Genomic DNA, 14,808 nt, shown 5'->3' with positions numbered 1-14,808 from the left:
CCCCCAGCGTGACGATCGACGCGAGCGGCAATGCGCTCGCCACCTGGATGACCAACGGCCCGACCGGCGCGAACGGCAACGAGATGTGGGGCGCGCGCTATGCCGCAGGTTCGGGCTGGAGCACCGCGACGCGGCTCGACACGGGCGACGGCTCGCATTCGATGAACACGACGAGTTCGAGCCCGTCGCGCGTGGTCGGCAACGCGAGCGGGCAGGCCGTCGCGTTCTGGACCGAATGGATGCCGGGCCCGAACACGTATGCGCTGTGGGCGCGCCCGTACAGCCCGGCCGGCGGCTGGGGCGCGGCGTTCGAAGTCGCGCCGGACGTGACGGGGTCGACCTATTCGGCCGGGATCGACGGCCAGGGCAATGCGCTCGTCGCGTGGACCCAGTCGATCAGCCTGCTCGACACGCGTATCGCATGGACGCGCTACACGCAGGCCGGCCAGTGGTCGCCGACGGCGCTGATCCAGATGCCGGTGCAAACCGGGCCGGGCGCGGTGACCGGCGACGCCGACAACGTGGGGCCGATGATCTCGGTGCTGTCGTCCGGCCGGGCCGTGCTCGCGTGGCGGCAGACCAACCATACGCACTCGGCGCTGTGGACGGCCACGTACGACGCCGCCAACGGCTGGACCGACGTCAACCAGGCCGTGTCGAACACGAGCCTGTTCACGACGATCATCTCGCCGGTGGCCGGCATGGACGCGAAGGGCAACATCACGCTGCTCTGGGGGCAGCTCGACGTGACGGGCGGGAAGCTCACCACCACCACGATGTCGCAACGCTATGTGTCCGGCACCGGATGGCAGCCGTCGCAACCAGTCGCGCCCGCGATCGTCGAGCCGACCGGTTTCATCGCGACGCCGATGCTGGCCGTCAACGAAAACGGCGTGGCCGCCGCGATGTGGGCGGAAGGCGGCGCGGCGCTGCAGGTGAGCGTGTCCGATGCCAGCGGCAACTGGGGGCCGTTGCAGCGGCTGACGGAACACCTGAACGGCGCCGCACTTCAGTACCCGCCGCTCGTGGTCGATGCCGGAGGCAACGTGACGGCTGCGTGGCAGGACACCGGTTTGCCGGGCGGCTCGGCGGTGATCGCCGCCAGCTACCGGAAGGGCGCGTGGAGCGCGTCGACGGTGGCGCCGCAGAGCGCGTCGTGGCCCGCGCTGGCCGTCAACGCGACGGGGGCGATGGCGCTGCTCTGGCAATCGTATGTCGCGACGATCGGCAGCCAGATCCAGGCCAGTTTTTATACGCCGGGCACGTAAGCGCCTCGTATTGGGGAAATCGAAGGAGAAACCATGAAGCAAACCTTGTATTGCACCGCCCGGACCGCGCTGGCCGTCACCGTCGCCGGCCTCGTGCTCGCCGCGTGCGGCTCGACGCAGATGAACATGGTCGACGTCCAGACGTCGACCGCGAAGACGCTCGGGCTCGCGTCGTCGGACGAGATCACGATCGCCAACGTCCAGTACGGGAAGAAGGACGGGCTGGGCGGCCAGAAGGTGAGTTACGACGCGACGACCGGCAAGGGGCGGCGTTTCGGCTGTACGGTGTTTATGATTCCGGGGCTCACGCCGATCGATCGGCCGACGTACAACAACTGGGAATGCCATCCGCAACGGTGATGGCCGTGATGACGACCACGCCCGGCGTCGGGCGTCGGTCGATCGCTTAGGGGGACGATGCACCGCGTGGGCCTTGCGCCCGCGCAATTTGGTCCGATAATCGACGAACCGATTCTTCCTGACCCGCCGGTTTCGATAAAAAACTGTCATGGATCAAGCTGCATTTGTCCCTGTTTTCAGGTTCCGCACGACCGACTATCCCGAGCCGGACCGGTTCCACGTCTGGGTCAAGGACATGCTGTGCGACTACCGGCTCGACGACGACGGCGGCCACGGCCCGTGCGACGCGGAAGCAACCGGCGCGGCGCTCGGCCCGCTGATCTTGTCCGGCCGGCACTGGCACTCGCGCGCGCCGACCTATACGGTGCGCCGCACGCCGCGGCGAATCCGGCTCGACGGACAGGATTCGATCCGCTTCACGCTGCTGCTCGGCGGCCGGCTGGCGAGCCATACCGGCGGGCCAGAATTGATCAAGGGCGCCGGCGACCTGTTCGTCTACGACGTCGCGCAGATCAACGACTGCAAGGTCGAGGCCGGCGACGTGATCAGCCTCGTCGTACCCCGCTATCTGCTGCCGGCCCATGCAGCCCAGGCGCACGGCCAGACGCTGACGAGCGGCGTGGGCCGGCTGGTCGCCGACCAGATGCTGTCGCTGTTCCGGAACCTGCCGAACCTGCGCATGCAGGACGTGCCGAGCATCGTTCAATCGATGCTGTTGCTGCTGGCCGCGGCGGTGTCGCCGAGCGCGCAGGCGTTGAACGACGCGCGCGGCCCGATCGACCATGCGCTGGTCGATCGCGTGCGTCGCTACATCGACCTGCATTTGCTGGAGCCGGACCTCACGCCCGAACGGATCTGCCGCGACATCGGCGTGTCGCGGGCGCGGCTCTATCAGTTGTTCAAGGAAGAGGGCGGCGTGATGCGGCAGATCACGCGGCGGCGCTTGCGTCACGCGTATCACGTGCTCGGCGATCCGCAGCGCCGGCATCAGCGCATCGCGGAAATCGCGTGGGCGCACGGCTTTCCCGACGAGAAATATTTTCACCGGTTGTTCAAGGCGGAATTCGGCCACACGCCGAAGGAGACGCTCGAGTGCGCGGCCGCGCCGATCCTGCTGCCGTGCGGTGCGGCCGATGCGCGCTGGGGCGACGGCGGCCGGCTGGCGGGATGGACGCTGCCGTTCGGGGTGCTCACCAACTGAGCGGGCCGCGCGTGAGCATCGCGCGGTGAACGCGCGCTAGCGCATCACGCGCACACGCTGCTGGCGATGCCTCCATCGTCCATCTCGTCGAGCGCGGCGCGCAAGTCGTCGATGGCCACCATCAGTTCGCGCACCTGCCGCAACGACGGGTACTGATGCAGCACGGCTTGCCATTGCGGCAGGGTCAACAGCGCGTGCCAGATGACGCCGAGGCCGTCCGGATCGGCATCCGGCCGTTGCGCGAGCGCGCTCGCGTATTCGAGGCTCGCCTGCGCGGACAGCAACTGCATCCGGCTTGCGGCGCCCAGCAGGCGCGGCGTCGTGTCCGCGGACGCGTCGCAGCAATACAGCACTTCGCGTGGCAGCGCCGCTTCGTCGGTCGTCAATGCGTGCAGCGATGCGCCATGCACGTGCACCGTGCCCTGATGCGTCTCGAATGCATAGACCGTGTCGGGCGCGGCCTGCGCGAGCAGGTTCAGGCCGCGCAGCAGCCGCGGCAGATCGGTCGTCGCCGCGTCCGCGGAGGCCTTCGCTTCGACCAGGAAGCGCACGTTCCATGCGGCCGCCGGGTCGCTGCCGCGCGCGCGTTCGAGCAGGATCGCATCCCATTCGGTTTTCGCGCGATCGTGCCGGCCCGGGATCGACGAAGGCACGCGCATCGACGTGACCACGCGATAAGTGCGTTGCGCGTCCACCGCGTCGAGCCTGTGCGCCAGTGCGTCGAGCGCCTGGGCCGCCAGCGCCTCGACGGCCGCGCCGCGCTGCTGGGACGCGGCGCCCTGCGCGACGGCGACCGTGCTGCCGACGAGCGGCCCCTGACGGACCCACAGCGCGCGGTAGCGACGGACGTCCTCGTCCGCGGCCAGCGCATCGAGCCGCAGCATGCGTTCGAGCGCCGGGCTGTCCTTGAGCCTGACGATGTCCTGCTCGAACGCCGCGTCGGTCGCCATCTCGGGCAGCGCGAGCAGGTGCGCGAGCGCCGCATGCAGCTCGGCCCACGCCGCCGCGGTCGCGGCCGCATGCAGGCGTGCGAGCCCGTCGCGTTGCCATGCCAGTGCGCTGCGCTCGAGCTTGGCCGGATGCGCGATCGCGTTGACGGCCGAGTAGAGCGCACGCCGGTCCTGCTCCGCGTGCGCGGACAACGATGCGTATTCGCGCACGTTCGGCGCATCGTGACGCAGCACCGATGCCTGAAACGACGGATCGCCGGATGACGGCTCCATCGCGTCGCGGATCATCCGCGCGAGCGCATCGATGAAGCGCTGCCGCAAATCCGCGTCGGGCGTCTGGCCGTCCGCCCGCATCCTGCGCGCTTCCTCGATCACGATCGCCAGCGCGGTGGCCGGGTGCGTCGCGTCGGTCAGCGACGACGCACGCTCGAGCGGCGGCAACCGGTAACGGCGCGCGACGGTGCGCAGGGTGGTGTCGAGCAGGGCGGGAAGCGGTGTCAGCGACATGGCGAATTGGGCGGGAAAGAGACGTGGACCGTTACGCCGTCAACGTCACCGACAGGCTGCCGAGTTCGCCGAAGCGCACCGTCAGCACGTCGCCGAGCGGCACCTCGATCGCGCCCGCGTACGAGCCCGTCGTCACGATCTGGCCGGCGCGCACCGCATCGCCGCGCGATGCGAGGAAATTGACGAGCCACACCAGCGGCTTGAGCGGATCGCCGTCCGGATGGCGGCCGTCGATCGTGCGGTTCAGCGCGCCTTCGAACGACAGCGCGAGCGTCGCGAGCGGCACGTTCAATCCGTCGGGCACGACCGGGCCGACGCACAGCCCCTGGTTGAATTGCCCGTCGGCCAGCAGCTCGAACTTCGACGCGCGCGCCGGCTCCGCATAGCGGCAGCCGAGGACTTCGAGCACGATGCGCACTTCGCGGATCGCGGCGCGCACGTCGCCTTCGTCATACGGCTGCTCGCGTGCCGGCAGGTCACGATCAAGCACGAACGCGATTTCCGGTTCGATCCGCACGATCGGCCCGCCGACGACGCGGTACGGCGCATCGGCTTCGCGGATCGTCGACGCGAAGATCGGCGCGAGGATCACGCGATCGGGCGGCGGCAGCGCGCATTTCCAGCCGCCGACGGGTTCGCCGAGCAGGTCGGTGACGCGCTGCTGAATCGCGAGCGCGGTTTCGATGTCGTCGGGGCGCAGCGCATCGGGCAGCAGCGGGCCGGGCGAGCCGGCATGGCGGGCGGCGACGAGATGCTGGGCGGCGCCGTCCACGCGTTCGGTAGTCGTTGTCATGTCGGTTGAGCGAGTTGAAAGTGGGGCCGGCAAAAAAGGGCCGGACGAAAGTCGCATGGTCGATGATAGCGCCTTCGGCGCGATGGCCGCTCGAAAGGGCATCGGCGCCCGCATTGCCGGCCCGGCTCGCGGCCGTGCTGAAAACGCAAGCTTCCCCCTGCCCGTCGTGCCGTTTTGCCGCACGCGCGGCCGCTGCCGGGGTTGACCGCTATCAATATCCGAACCCGCCGCCGGCCGATGATGGAGACATGGCCGCGCACAACAAAGTGCGCTGCCATGCAAAAACTCACCCCAGCGAGGTTCGCATGTACGAGAAGATCATGGTGGCGGTCGACGGCAGCGCTTCGTCGAAACAGGCGCTTGCCGAAGCCGTGAAGGTGGCGCTGGCGGGCGATACGCACGTCAGCGTCGTGTATGTGGTCGACAAGTCGGTGCTGTTCACGTACGCCGGCCGTCTCGATCCGCACGCGCTCGTCGAGGAAATTCGCGACGACGGGCGCAAGGTGCTGCGCGAAGCCGAACAGATCATCGCGCTGGCCGGCGCGAACGGCGAAGCCGAACTCGTCGAGACCGAGACCATCGGCGAGGACATCGCGGAGCGCCTGCAACGCTACGTGAAGGAGCGCGGGATCGATCTCGCGGTGGTCGGCACGCACGGGCGGCGCGGCATCCGGCGCGTGCTGCTCGGCAGTGTCGCCGAGCGTTTCGTGCGCGGCTCGAAGTGCCCGGTGCTGCTGATTCGCGGCGACGACGCCGACGAGTCGGCCGCCACGGCCGCGGTATGACGTGGCGCGCGCGATGATACGCCGCCAGTACCGCATCGTCGTCGCGGCGCTCGCCGTGTTCGTGTCGCTCGCCGAGATGATGGCCGTCGTGACGGGCTTGCTGTTCGATGCCGCGACGGCGCTGCGCGGCGGCGCCATCGCGTTGATGGTCGGCGTCGCCGGCTTCGTCGTGATGCTGAACCCGGGGCCGAAAGGCGAGGAGTGACGCGGTCGGGCGAGGCGGCGGCGCACGTCGGGCGTCGGTTTCGCGACGACCGGCGACCGCCGTTGCGCCGGCGGGATTTCGCCTGGTCGCTTGCCGTCGCCGACGCCTTCGTGCGGTCCTGCCCGATCGGGATATCGGCCGCTTCGACGTTGCCGCCCGCTCGGCGCTTCTGTCAAACTGGCGCCCATGAAACCGCGCCTCGCTTCACCGCCTTCCTCCGATTCCGCGCCTGCGCCCGCAGGCTTTCCCGACGCCGACGAACTGGCCGCGCTGCGTGCGTGGTACGCGGGCATGACCGTGCGCCAGGCCGTCGAACGCTACCTGCCCGACCGGCTCGGCGGCGGGCGGTCGGCGCGCGGCGTGATCGGCGCGATTCGCCGTCGCCTCGTGCGCGTCGCGCGGCAGGTTGGCCGCCCCGATCTCGCGGAACGGCTCGGCCACGCGGACGGTGAGCGTTTGCGGGAGGCGAAGGTGGCCACCGACGCGATCGGCCTGCTGCGCCATGCGCGCGCGCCGGTCCCGCAGATCAGCGACGACGTCGGCCTGTGGCTGCCGGCACGCGCGGTCGTGGCATTGCGTGCGCACGGGATCGCGACGCTCGCCGACCTGACGGTGCGGATTCCGCGCCGGCGCCAGTGGTGGCGCACGATCGCGGGCCTCGGCATGGCCAGCGCGCGGCGCGTCGAGGCATTCTTCGCCGCGCATCCGGACCTGACCGAACGGGCGCGCGCGCTGATCGCCGCGACGCCGCGCGGCAGCATCGTGCCGTGGGAGCACCTGAAGCTGCCGCACGAAGTCGACGGCTCGGCCGGCACGTTCCGCGCGCCGCGCGCGACCAGCACGCTCGACGCGGACAACGATTACGCGGCCGTGCACGCGTGGCTGTCGCTGCACGAATCGGCCGCGACGCGGCGCGCATACCGCAAGGAGGCCGAGCGGCTGATCCTGTGGGCGATCGTCGAGCGCGGCCGCGCGCTGTCGTCGCTGACCACCGAGGATGCGCTCGCGTATCGCGCGTTCATCCGCCGCCCGACGCCGCACGAACGCTGGGTCGGGCCCGTGCGGCCGCGCGGTGCGCCCGACTGGCGGCCGTTCTCCGGGGCGTTGTCCGCGCGGTCGGCGGCATACACGCTGTCGGTGCTCGGCGCGCTGTTCCGCTGGCTGATCGAGCAGCGCTATCTGCTCGCGAATCCGTTCGCGGGCGTGAAGGTGCGCGACACGCGCGGCGCGACCGCGCTCGACACGTCGCACGCGTTCACCGAAGGCGAGTGGCTGCTGGTCCGCACGATCGCCGACGGGCTCGAGTTCGGCAAGCGCACGGCCGACGGCGCGCCGCAGCCGGGCTGGACGCCGGCCGCCGCGCAACGGCTGCGCTTCATTCTCGATTTCGGCTATGCGACCGGGTTGCGCGCGAGCGAACTGGTCGGCGCGACGCTCGGCGACATCGAGACGGATGCGCACGGCGACGCATGGCTGAAGGTGATCGGCAAGGGCAGCAAGGCGGCCCGCGTCGCGCTGCCGCCGCTGGCGCGCACGGCGCTCGATCGCTATCTGGTCGCGCGCCGGTTGCCGGTCACGCCGGCGCGCTGGCGGCCCGATACGCCGCTGATTCCGCGCGTCGCGGAAGACGACGCGGCCGCGATCACGAGCGTGCGGCTGTGGAAGGTGATGCAGCGTTTCTTCGCGCAGACGGCCGACGCCGTCGAAGCCGACCACCCGGCGCTCGCGCACAAGCTGCGCCAGGCGAGCCCGCACTGGATGCGGCATACGCATGCGACCCACGCGCTGGCGCGCGGCGCGGAGCTGACGACGGTGCGCGACAACCTGCGGCATGCATCGATCTCGACGACGTCGATCTATCTGCATGGCGACGACGTGAAGCGGGCGCGGCAGATGTCGAGCGCGTTCGGTATCGACAAATGAGTTGAACGGCGCGGCGTCGACGCGGGTCAGACGATGTTTCGATCCCGGAGATTCGCATGGCATCGAGCCAGGGCACGGTCGATTTCATCGTCGAGCAGATCGCGGCGGCCGGTACGGTATCGGCGCGCAAGATGTTCGGCGAATACGGTATCTATTGCGACGGCAGGATGGTCGCGCTCGTCTGCGACGACCGGCTGTTCGTCAAGCCGACGCCCGAAGGCCGCGCGTATCTCGGCGCGTGCGACGAAGCCCCGCCGTATCCGGGCGCGAAGCCGCATCTCGTCATCGCCGGCGATCGCTGGGACGATCGCGAGTGGCTCGCGACGCTGATCCGGCTCACCGCCGCGCAATTGCCGCTGCCGGTGAAGCGCGGCCGATGACGATCATGCTGCATGCGACGTCACGCCCGCAGCGGCAGGCGTATTCTGTGACACATGCGCGCGACCATCGTGCGCCACGGAGTAAACACATGGAGACATCCGGACCTTCACGCGGCACGCGGCATGCGCGCCGCGTCTGGCACGCGCTCGTCGCGACCCTGTGCGTGGGCTGGAGCGCGCTGTCGTTCGGCGCGGAGGGCGCGAACGGCGCGGCCGCGCTGCTCGACCGTTACCGCAGCCTCGGCGCGCAACTGAAGGACAATGCGTTTCACCGGCCGGTGGTCCTCGAATCGTCGGAGGCATCGTCGTCGCTGAAGGGCGACATCTATGCGGTCGTCGATTATCCGTTCGCGGTCGTGAACGGCCAGCTCAACGATCCCGCGCAAGGCCCCGCGAACTGGTGCGCGGTGCTGATCCTGCACCTGAACACGAAGTACTGTCACGCGTCGAGCGGCGGCAACGGCGCGGTGCTCGACGTGAACCTCGGCCGCAAGATCGAGCAGAAGCTGTCGGACACCTACCGCGTGCAGTTCCGCTATCGCGTGGCGGCCGCGACGCCCGACTATTTCCAGGTCGACCTGACCGCCGACAGCGGCCCGATGGGTACGAAGGATTACCGGATCGCGCTGGAGGCCGTGCCGGTCGGCGCGTCGCGCACGTTCCTGCATCTCACGTATTCGTATGGCTTCGGCACGGTCGGCCGGATGGCGATGAAGACCTACCTCGCGACGGTCGGCAGCGACAAGGTCGGGTTCACGAACGTCGGCGCGGCCGCGCAGCCGCAGTACGTCGGCGGCGTGCGCGGGCTGCTGGAGCGCAACACGATGCGTTACTACCTCGCGATCGACACGTATCTCGCGACGCTCGACAAGCCGGTCGACCAGCGCCTCGCGCGCTGGTTCGACGCGACCGAGCAGTATCCGCAGCAACTGCACGAAGTGGAGCGCGGCGCGTATCTGCAGATGAAAGCGCAGGAGGTGCAGCGGCAGCAGACGGCGCGATAGCGGCGCCTGCCGCCTGCTGCCCGGCGTCGATCAGTTCGACGCGCCGCCGACCGTGCGAATGCTGCGCCATTGCCCCTGTTCGACGCGGAACAGCGTGTACGGCGGCTTGACCAGGTCGCCGCGCTCGTCGAACGAGATCTTGCCGGTCACGCCGGTGACCGACACGCCGGGCAGGCTCGCGACGATCTTGCCGCGATCGGGCGAGTCGGCCTTGCGGACCGCCGCGATCATCGCGAGCGCGGCGTCGTACGCGAACGGCGCATACAGTTCGACATCCTGGTTGAAGCGCGCCTTGTAGCGCTGCGCGAACGCGACGGCCGACGGCAGCTTGTCGAGCGCCGGGCCGGGCTCCAGATCCTGCGTGCCTTCGCCCGCGTTGCCGGCGATCTTCAGGAACGCGTTGCTTTTCAATGCGCCGGCGCCGAACAGTTGCGCGCGGATGCCGAGCGAGCGCATCTGCTTGACGAGCATCGCGCCCTGTTCGTCGAGCCCGCCGAAGAACAGCAGGTCGATGTTGTTGCTCTTCATCGTCGTCAGGATGCCGCGGAAATCGACGGCCTTGTCGTTCGTGTATTCGCGGCCGACGATGCTGCCGTGCGCGTCCTTCACGCCCTTCTCGAACGCATCGGCGAGACCCTGGCCGAACGCGGTGCGATCGTCGATGATGCCGATCCGCTTCGCCTTCAGCTGCTCGACCGCGAAGCGGCCGGCCACCACGCCGCCGACACCGTCGTGCCCCATCGTGCGGAACACGTTCCTGAAGCCCTGCATCGTCAGTTGCGGATTGGTCGAGCCGGGCGTGATCATCGCGACGTTCGCCTGCTTGTAGACGGCCGACGCCGGAATGCTGCAGCCGGAGTTGTAGTGGCCGATCACGCCGACCACGCCGTCGTCGACGAGCTTCTGCGCGACCTGGATCGCGATGCGCGGATCGGCCTGGTCGTCCTGTACGTCGAGCACGAAGCGCACCGGTTTGCCGCCGACGGTCGGATGCTTCGCGTTTTCCTCGTCGAGGGCGAGCTGCGCGCCGTATTGCAGATCCTTGCCGACGCGCGCGACCGGCCCCGTCAGCGGGCCGGCGAAGCCGATCCTGACGGTTTCCGGGTCCGCGGCCTGCGCGGACGCCGCGACCGTGCCGATCGAGCAGACGGCCAGCCAAGCCAGCCAGTAACGACGATTCATGATGCTTCTCCTTGCAGGGGTGGAAATCGTGGTGCGCGTCAGAATCGCGCGGCCCGGTATGGCGTGAGGTCCAGCGGCGGGGCGCGCCGGGCGACGAGGTCGGCGACGATCTGCCCGGTGATGCCGGCGAGCGTCACGCCGAGATGCTGATGACCGAATGCGTGGATCACGCGCGCGCTGTCGCGTGAGCGGCCGATGACCGGCACGCCGTCGGGCAGCGTCGGCCGGAACCCGAGCCAGCTGCGCGTCGGCGTGCCGAGCGACGGCACGGCTTCGCGCGCGGAGCGCGTGAGCAATGCGACCAGCGACGGATTCATCGGCGCGTCGAAGCCGCCGAGCTCGACGGTGCCGGCCGCGCGCAGCCCTTCGTCGAGCGGCGTCATGTAGAAGCCGCGCTCGGCCCAGCCGACCGGCCGCGTGACGATCGGCTCGTGCGCGCCGAACTGCACGTGATAGCCGCGCTCGGTATCGAGCGGCACCGCATCGCCGCACGCGGCCGCGAATTCGCGCGAACGGGCGCCTGCGGCGATGACGACGTGATCGAACGCGCGCACCGTGCCGCCCGCGTGCACGTTCACGCTGTCGCCGGCCGGGGCGATCCGTTCGACTCGCGCGCGTTCGAGCGTCGCGCCGGCGGCGGCGAGCTGGGCGAACAGTTCGCCGAGAAACCCGTGCGGATCGGAGAAATGCCAGCTGCCCGCGAACAGCACGCCGCGCGAGAAGATCGGCGCGAGCGCGGGCTCGAGCCGGCGGATCGCGCTTGCATCGAGCGTCTCGAACGGCACGCCGAGCCGGCGCCGCAGCGCGAGCGACGGCTGCGCGGCGTCGAACGACGCCTGCCGCGCGTACAGGTACAGGCATTCGCGCGGCCGCACGAACGCTGCGAGCCGCGACGGCGCGAGCAGCGGCGCATAGCCGCCGGCGGCGCGCGACAGCAGCGCGGCCAGCGCACTCGCGCTGCGTGCGTGGCGCGCGGGCGTCGACGCGAGCAGGAAGCGCGCGAGCCACGGCGCGCCGTGCAGCAGATACGGCCAGCGGATGCGCAGCGGGCTGTCGGCGGCGAACAGGAAGTGCGGCAGGTCGCGGAACACCGACGGGCCGTTCACCGGCACGCAACCGTACGGCGCAAACGTCGCGGCATTGCCGAACGACGCGCCCTGGCCGACGCCGGCCGGATCGAACAGCGTCACGCGATGCCCGTCGCGTTGCAGCCATGCCGCCGCGCCGAGCCCGATGAAGCCTGCACCCACGATGGCGACGTTCGCCATGACGCTTCCCCTCCGGAGGAGATGATTCACACAAAGTTGCGATCAAGAATCACACAGTAAATTTTTGTGTGCAATCAAAATAATATTGTGTGGTGCTGGCGTTTACCCGATTTCAACTCGATGATTCAGCAGACTTTTCGATGAATGATTGACGGGGCGGGGAGGTCCTATACAATCGCGGGGCAAGCCAAAACGGCAGACAAACGCTTTTTGTGTGGTCATAGGCGACAGATGGCATCAGACAAACTTTCCGGCGAGCGCGATAGCGGCCTGCCGGCACCGGCGAAGCGGCCGACCTACGTCGAGGTATCGAGCTCGATCGAGGCGGAAATCCGCAACGGCATGTATCCGCCCGGCAGCCGCCTGCCGCCGCAGCGCCAGCTCGCGACCGAACTCGGCATCAACGTGTCGACGGTGTCGCGCGCGTACAAGGAATTGCAGCTGCGCGGCCTTGTGATCGGCAGCAAGCGTCGCGGCTCGCTCGTCACCGGCGGCGCGATGCCGAGCATCGAGCCGGCCCGCGCATCGCTTGCGGCGGGCAACGGCGTGATCGACCTGACCGTGAACCGCCCGGCGACCGGCGAATTTCTCGCGAGCCTCGCGCAGACCTTCGCCACGCTGCCGAACGACCCGCGTTTCGCCGCGTTGCAGGAATACCAGCCGCCGCAAGGCCCAGACTGGGCGCGTGCGGCCGGCGCGCAGTGGCTGGCCGCGCCGGGCTTCGCGCCGTCGCCCGACCAGGTGGTCGTCACGAGCGGCGCGCAGCACGGGCTGTATGCGGTGCTCAACAGCCTGATCGGCACCGACGGCGTGATCGTCGCCGACCGCCTCACGTATTACGGGCTCAAGGCGCTCGCGCCGGTGTTCCAGTTCGAGATCGTCAGCGTGCCGGCCGACGACGACGGCCTGCTGCCCGACGAGATCGAACGGATCTGCCAGCGCATGCCGGTCAAGGCGATCTTCGTCGTGCCGAACCTGCAGAACCCGACCGTGACGACGATGAGCCTCGCGCGCCGCATGGCGCTCGTCGACATCGCGCGGCGCCATCACGTGACGATCATCGAGGACGACGTGTACGGCCCGCTCGTGCGCGACCGGCTGCCGGCGATCGCGGGGCTGTGCCCGGAGCTGACGTTCCATATCGGCGCGACGTCGAAGGTCCTCGCGCCGGGGCTGCGCCTCGGCTACCTGAGCTGCCCGCGCGACAGCGTCGCGCTGTGCGCGGAAGCCGTGCGCACCACCGCATGGATGCCGGCGCCCACGTCGATGTTGATCGCGACGGTATGGATCGAGGACGGCACCGCCGAACGGATCATGGCCGCGCAACTCGCGGAGATTCGCGCACGCGTCGATCTCGCGCGGGAACTGCTGCCGGCCGGGCAACTGAAGGCCGACCCCGCCTGCATGTTCGTGTGGCTGCGGTTGCCGCCGCCGTGGCGGGCCGACGACTTCGCCGCGAATGCGAAAGCGCGCGGCGTGATCGTGATGCCGTCGTCGACTTTCGCGGTCGACCGCGCGGAACTCGAGCACGGCGTGCGCATCAACCTCGCGTGCCCGGCCAGCCGCGACGAACTCGTCAACGGGCTGCGCATCCTGTCCGGCACGCTGAAGGACCGGCCGCGCGCGCTGTTCGGTTCGATCTGACGGTGCCGGCTCAGTCGAGCCACCCCGCGACGACGTCGACGATCCGCTGCAGCAGCGCTTCGTCACAAGGCAGCCACGGCACCGCGCGCAGCAGCGACGGCGGCGGCGCGATCGCCGGTTCGACCGGCTCGCCGTCGCGCGTCACGCGGCCGGTCGCGCAATGCACCGACCACGCGCCGGCGCGCACGTGGCGTTCGTCGATCGTGATCCTGCCTTGCGCGGATGGGTTCGGCGAACACGAGCGACAGCATCTGCCTGCGATTTCGCGCCATTACACCCAGCGGCAAGTCCGGCAACCGGTTCAGGCGCGGCCGGCGTTGCATCTCGATATCGCGCCGGCGAACCGGGTCTGTCACGCGGGCCCCACCCGCCGCGCGGGTTGCATCGTCGTCGAGCGCGAACGCGGCCACGCTGACGAGCAGATCGGCCGCACGCGCGACTTCCGGGAACACGACCGGATCGGGTTCGCCGATCGGCAGCGGCGCCCCGCGCGCGCGGTGCCGGTGAAGCGCGCGCTGGCGGTCGTGTCGGTCAGTCTTGCGACGAGCAGATCAGCGGGGGCGCGATCAGACAGGTGTGCACTTCTGGACAGTCGCGCCGTTCTGGCGCGATTACTTCTGTACTGATCGGACGGCGTGCATCGCACCGCCGACGCCGGCTACAGATTCGATCGTGTACCTCATGGTGGGCGCTCACCACGAAAACCAGTATTGCGCCCCCATGGGTCCGCCCGGACGAAGGCCCGTGCGGCGGGCGTCCTGGGCCGATCCGGCCGCGCTGTGCCGGCCCACTGGCCAACCGGCCGTCCGGCCATTTCATAAGACGTACAGTTTTCCCGGAATGCGCGATTCGCGCCGAACTGTACTCTTGTTCGCGCGCTCCATGTGTGTACTCGGCGCCAACTGTTCTTCTCTTAAGATTCGATCATCAAGTGCACAGTGCCGCAGATCCCGCTGTTGCGGAACCCTGCCGGCGCATCTTCAAGAGAGAGCCAGTGCGATGGAAAAGGCAAAACCGGAGGGAAAGATCAGGAATCACGACGGCCCGGTCGGCGGGCGAAACACGTGCAACGCGTGCGCATTGGACGCACACGGCGGGGCGGCGGGGCGGCGCGCGCCGGCAGGAGACGCGCGATGAAACTCTATGAAAAACTCGCGGACGACATCGAGCGGCTGATCCGCCAGGGGGTGTATCGGCACGGCGACCGGATTCCGTCGGTGCGGCAGGCGAGCCAGCAGCACCGGATCAGCATCACGACCGTGCTGCATGCGTATCTGCTGCTGGAAAGCCGCGGGCTGCTCGAAAGCCGGCCGCAGTCGGGCTATTTCGTGAACCTGC

Annotated in this window: 16 protein-coding genes; 11 read left to right on the top strand and 5 right to left on the bottom strand. The window is 69.3% G+C overall.

The window, feature by feature from the left end:
- From H3O04_RS27155 to H3O04_RS27145, 3 genes are all read left to right on the top strand, one after another.
- A partial coding sequence (locus tag H3O04_RS27155) for a hypothetical protein (protein ID WP_202588844.1) occupies window positions 1-1,268 on the top strand: 1,268 nt, incomplete at its 5' end.
- Between the two features lie 33 nt (window positions 1,269-1,301).
- Window positions 1,302-1,628 carry a hypothetical protein gene (locus tag H3O04_RS27150; RefSeq protein ID WP_006481339.1) on the top strand — a complete coding sequence of 109 codons (327 nt, stop codon included), beginning with the start codon at window positions 1,302-1,304 and terminating at the stop codon, window positions 1,626-1,628.
- Between the two features lie 148 nt (window positions 1,629-1,776).
- The gene (locus H3O04_RS27145; protein WP_175768704.1) at window positions 1,777-2,829 is read left to right on the top strand and encodes an AraC family transcriptional regulator; all 1,053 of its coding nucleotides are present in this window, start codon (window positions 1,777-1,779) and stop codon (window positions 2,827-2,829) included.
- Window positions 2,830-2,873: 44 nt separating this feature from the next.
- On the opposite strand, the gene H3O04_RS27140 is transcribed toward H3O04_RS27145, so the two are convergent.
- A complete protein-coding gene (locus tag H3O04_RS27140; protein ID WP_202588843.1) occupies window positions 2,874-4,286 on the bottom strand; it encodes a 3-deoxy-D-arabino-heptulosonate 7-phosphate synthase in 1,413 nt (470 codons plus the stop codon).
- Between the two features lie 31 nt (window positions 4,287-4,317).
- Complete coding sequence (locus H3O04_RS27135; RefSeq protein ID WP_202588842.1) at window positions 4,318-5,079, bottom strand: 2-keto-4-pentenoate hydratase; 762 nt, start codon at window positions 5,077-5,079, stop codon at window positions 4,318-4,320.
- Between the two features lie 305 nt (window positions 5,080-5,384).
- Between H3O04_RS27135 and H3O04_RS27130 the strand changes: the two genes are divergently transcribed.
- From H3O04_RS27130 to H3O04_RS27110, 5 genes are all read left to right on the top strand, one after another.
- Complete coding sequence (locus H3O04_RS27130) at window positions 5,385-5,864, top strand: universal stress protein (RefSeq protein WP_200160021.1); 480 nt, start codon at window positions 5,385-5,387, stop codon at window positions 5,862-5,864.
- Between the two features lie 13 nt (window positions 5,865-5,877).
- Complete coding sequence (locus H3O04_RS27125) at window positions 5,878-6,069, top strand: DUF2964 family protein (RefSeq protein ID WP_202588841.1); 192 nt, start codon at window positions 5,878-5,880, stop codon at window positions 6,067-6,069.
- 186 nt (window positions 6,070-6,255) lie between these two features.
- A complete protein-coding gene (locus H3O04_RS27120) occupies window positions 6,256-7,992 on the top strand; it encodes a site-specific integrase (RefSeq protein WP_202588840.1) in 1,737 nt (578 codons plus the stop codon).
- Window positions 7,993-8,048: 56 nt separating this feature from the next.
- The gene (locus tag H3O04_RS27115; RefSeq protein WP_006481332.1) at window positions 8,049-8,372 is read left to right on the top strand and encodes a TfoX/Sxy family protein; all 324 of its coding nucleotides are present in this window, start codon (window positions 8,049-8,051) and stop codon (window positions 8,370-8,372) included.
- Between the two features lie 89 nt (window positions 8,373-8,461).
- Window positions 8,462-9,376 (top strand): hypothetical protein, encoded by a 915-nt coding sequence (locus tag H3O04_RS27110; protein WP_006481331.1) that lies wholly within the window; start codon window positions 8,462-8,464, stop codon window positions 9,374-9,376.
- A 30-nt stretch (window positions 9,377-9,406) separates the two neighbouring features.
- Here H3O04_RS27110 and H3O04_RS27105 read toward each other — a convergent pair whose 3' ends face one another.
- Window positions 9,407-10,558, bottom strand: a complete 1,152-nt coding sequence (locus H3O04_RS27105) for a branched-chain amino acid ABC transporter substrate-binding protein (protein ID WP_202588839.1) — start codon at window positions 10,556-10,558, stop codon at window positions 9,407-9,409.
- A gap of 38 nt (window positions 10,559-10,596) precedes the next feature.
- Complete coding sequence (locus tag H3O04_RS27100; RefSeq protein ID WP_202588838.1) at window positions 10,597-11,826, bottom strand: NAD(P)/FAD-dependent oxidoreductase; 1,230 nt, start codon at window positions 11,824-11,826, stop codon at window positions 10,597-10,599.
- Window positions 11,827-12,057: 231 nt separating this feature from the next.
- Between H3O04_RS27100 and H3O04_RS27095 the strand changes: the two genes are divergently transcribed.
- On the top strand, window positions 12,058-13,470 hold the full coding sequence (locus H3O04_RS27095) for an aminotransferase-like domain-containing protein (protein ID WP_202588837.1): 1,413 nt from the start codon (window positions 12,058-12,060) through the stop codon (window positions 13,468-13,470).
- A gap of 10 nt (window positions 13,471-13,480) precedes the next feature.
- On the opposite strand, the gene H3O04_RS36315 is transcribed toward H3O04_RS27095, so the two are convergent.
- Window positions 13,481-13,657, bottom strand: a complete 177-nt coding sequence (locus tag H3O04_RS36315) for a hypothetical protein (RefSeq protein WP_226241216.1) — start codon at window positions 13,655-13,657, stop codon at window positions 13,481-13,483.
- Window positions 13,658-13,787: 130 nt separating this feature from the next.
- Between H3O04_RS36315 and H3O04_RS36310 the strand changes: the two genes are divergently transcribed.
- Together H3O04_RS36310 and H3O04_RS27085 are read left to right on the top strand one after the other, a co-directional pair.
- On the top strand, window positions 13,788-14,096 hold the full coding sequence (locus H3O04_RS36310) for a hypothetical protein (RefSeq protein WP_237666441.1): 309 nt from the start codon (window positions 13,788-13,790) through the stop codon (window positions 14,094-14,096).
- 507 nt (window positions 14,097-14,603) lie between these two features.
- A partial coding sequence (locus tag H3O04_RS27085) for a GntR family transcriptional regulator (protein WP_134319755.1) occupies window positions 14,604-14,808 on the top strand: 205 nt, incomplete at its 3' end.

Source organism: Burkholderia sp. KCJ3K979 (assembly GCF_016759955.1).
GTDB classification, from domain to species: domain Bacteria; phylum Pseudomonadota; class Gammaproteobacteria; order Burkholderiales; family Burkholderiaceae; genus Burkholderia; species Burkholderia orbicola.
The sequence above is the reverse complement of the archived record's forward strand: the minus strand, read 5'-3'. Positions and strand labels throughout refer to the sequence as shown.

Coding starts and splice junctions, on each gene's coding strand:
- H3O04_RS27120 (WP_202588840.1), top strand. CDS start 6,256: ATGAAACCGCGCCTCGCTTCACCGCCTTCCTCCGATTCCGCGCCTGCG.
- H3O04_RS27100 (WP_202588838.1), bottom strand. CDS start 11,826: ATGGCGAACGTCGCCATCGTGGGTGCAGGCTTCATCGGGCTCGGCGCG.
- H3O04_RS27140 (WP_202588843.1), bottom strand. CDS start 4,286: ATGTCGCTGACACCGCTTCCCGCCCTGCTCGACACCACCCTGCGCACC.
- H3O04_RS27135 (WP_202588842.1), bottom strand. CDS start 5,079: ATGACAACGACTACCGAACGCGTGGACGGCGCCGCCCAGCATCTCGTC.
- H3O04_RS27150 (WP_006481339.1), top strand. CDS start 1,302: ATGAAGCAAACCTTGTATTGCACCGCCCGGACCGCGCTGGCCGTCACC.
- H3O04_RS27115 (WP_006481332.1), top strand. CDS start 8,049: ATGGCATCGAGCCAGGGCACGGTCGATTTCATCGTCGAGCAGATCGCG.
- H3O04_RS27130 (WP_200160021.1), top strand. CDS start 5,385: ATGTACGAGAAGATCATGGTGGCGGTCGACGGCAGCGCTTCGTCGAAA.
- H3O04_RS27110 (WP_006481331.1), top strand. CDS start 8,462: ATGGAGACATCCGGACCTTCACGCGGCACGCGGCATGCGCGCCGCGTC.
- H3O04_RS27105 (WP_202588839.1), bottom strand. CDS start 10,558: ATGAATCGTCGTTACTGGCTGGCTTGGCTGGCCGTCTGCTCGATCGGC.
- H3O04_RS27145 (WP_175768704.1), top strand. CDS start 1,777: ATGGATCAAGCTGCATTTGTCCCTGTTTTCAGGTTCCGCACGACCGAC.
- H3O04_RS27125 (WP_202588841.1), top strand. CDS start 5,878: ATGATACGCCGCCAGTACCGCATCGTCGTCGCGGCGCTCGCCGTGTTC.
- H3O04_RS27095 (WP_202588837.1), top strand. CDS start 12,058: ATGGCATCAGACAAACTTTCCGGCGAGCGCGATAGCGGCCTGCCGGCA.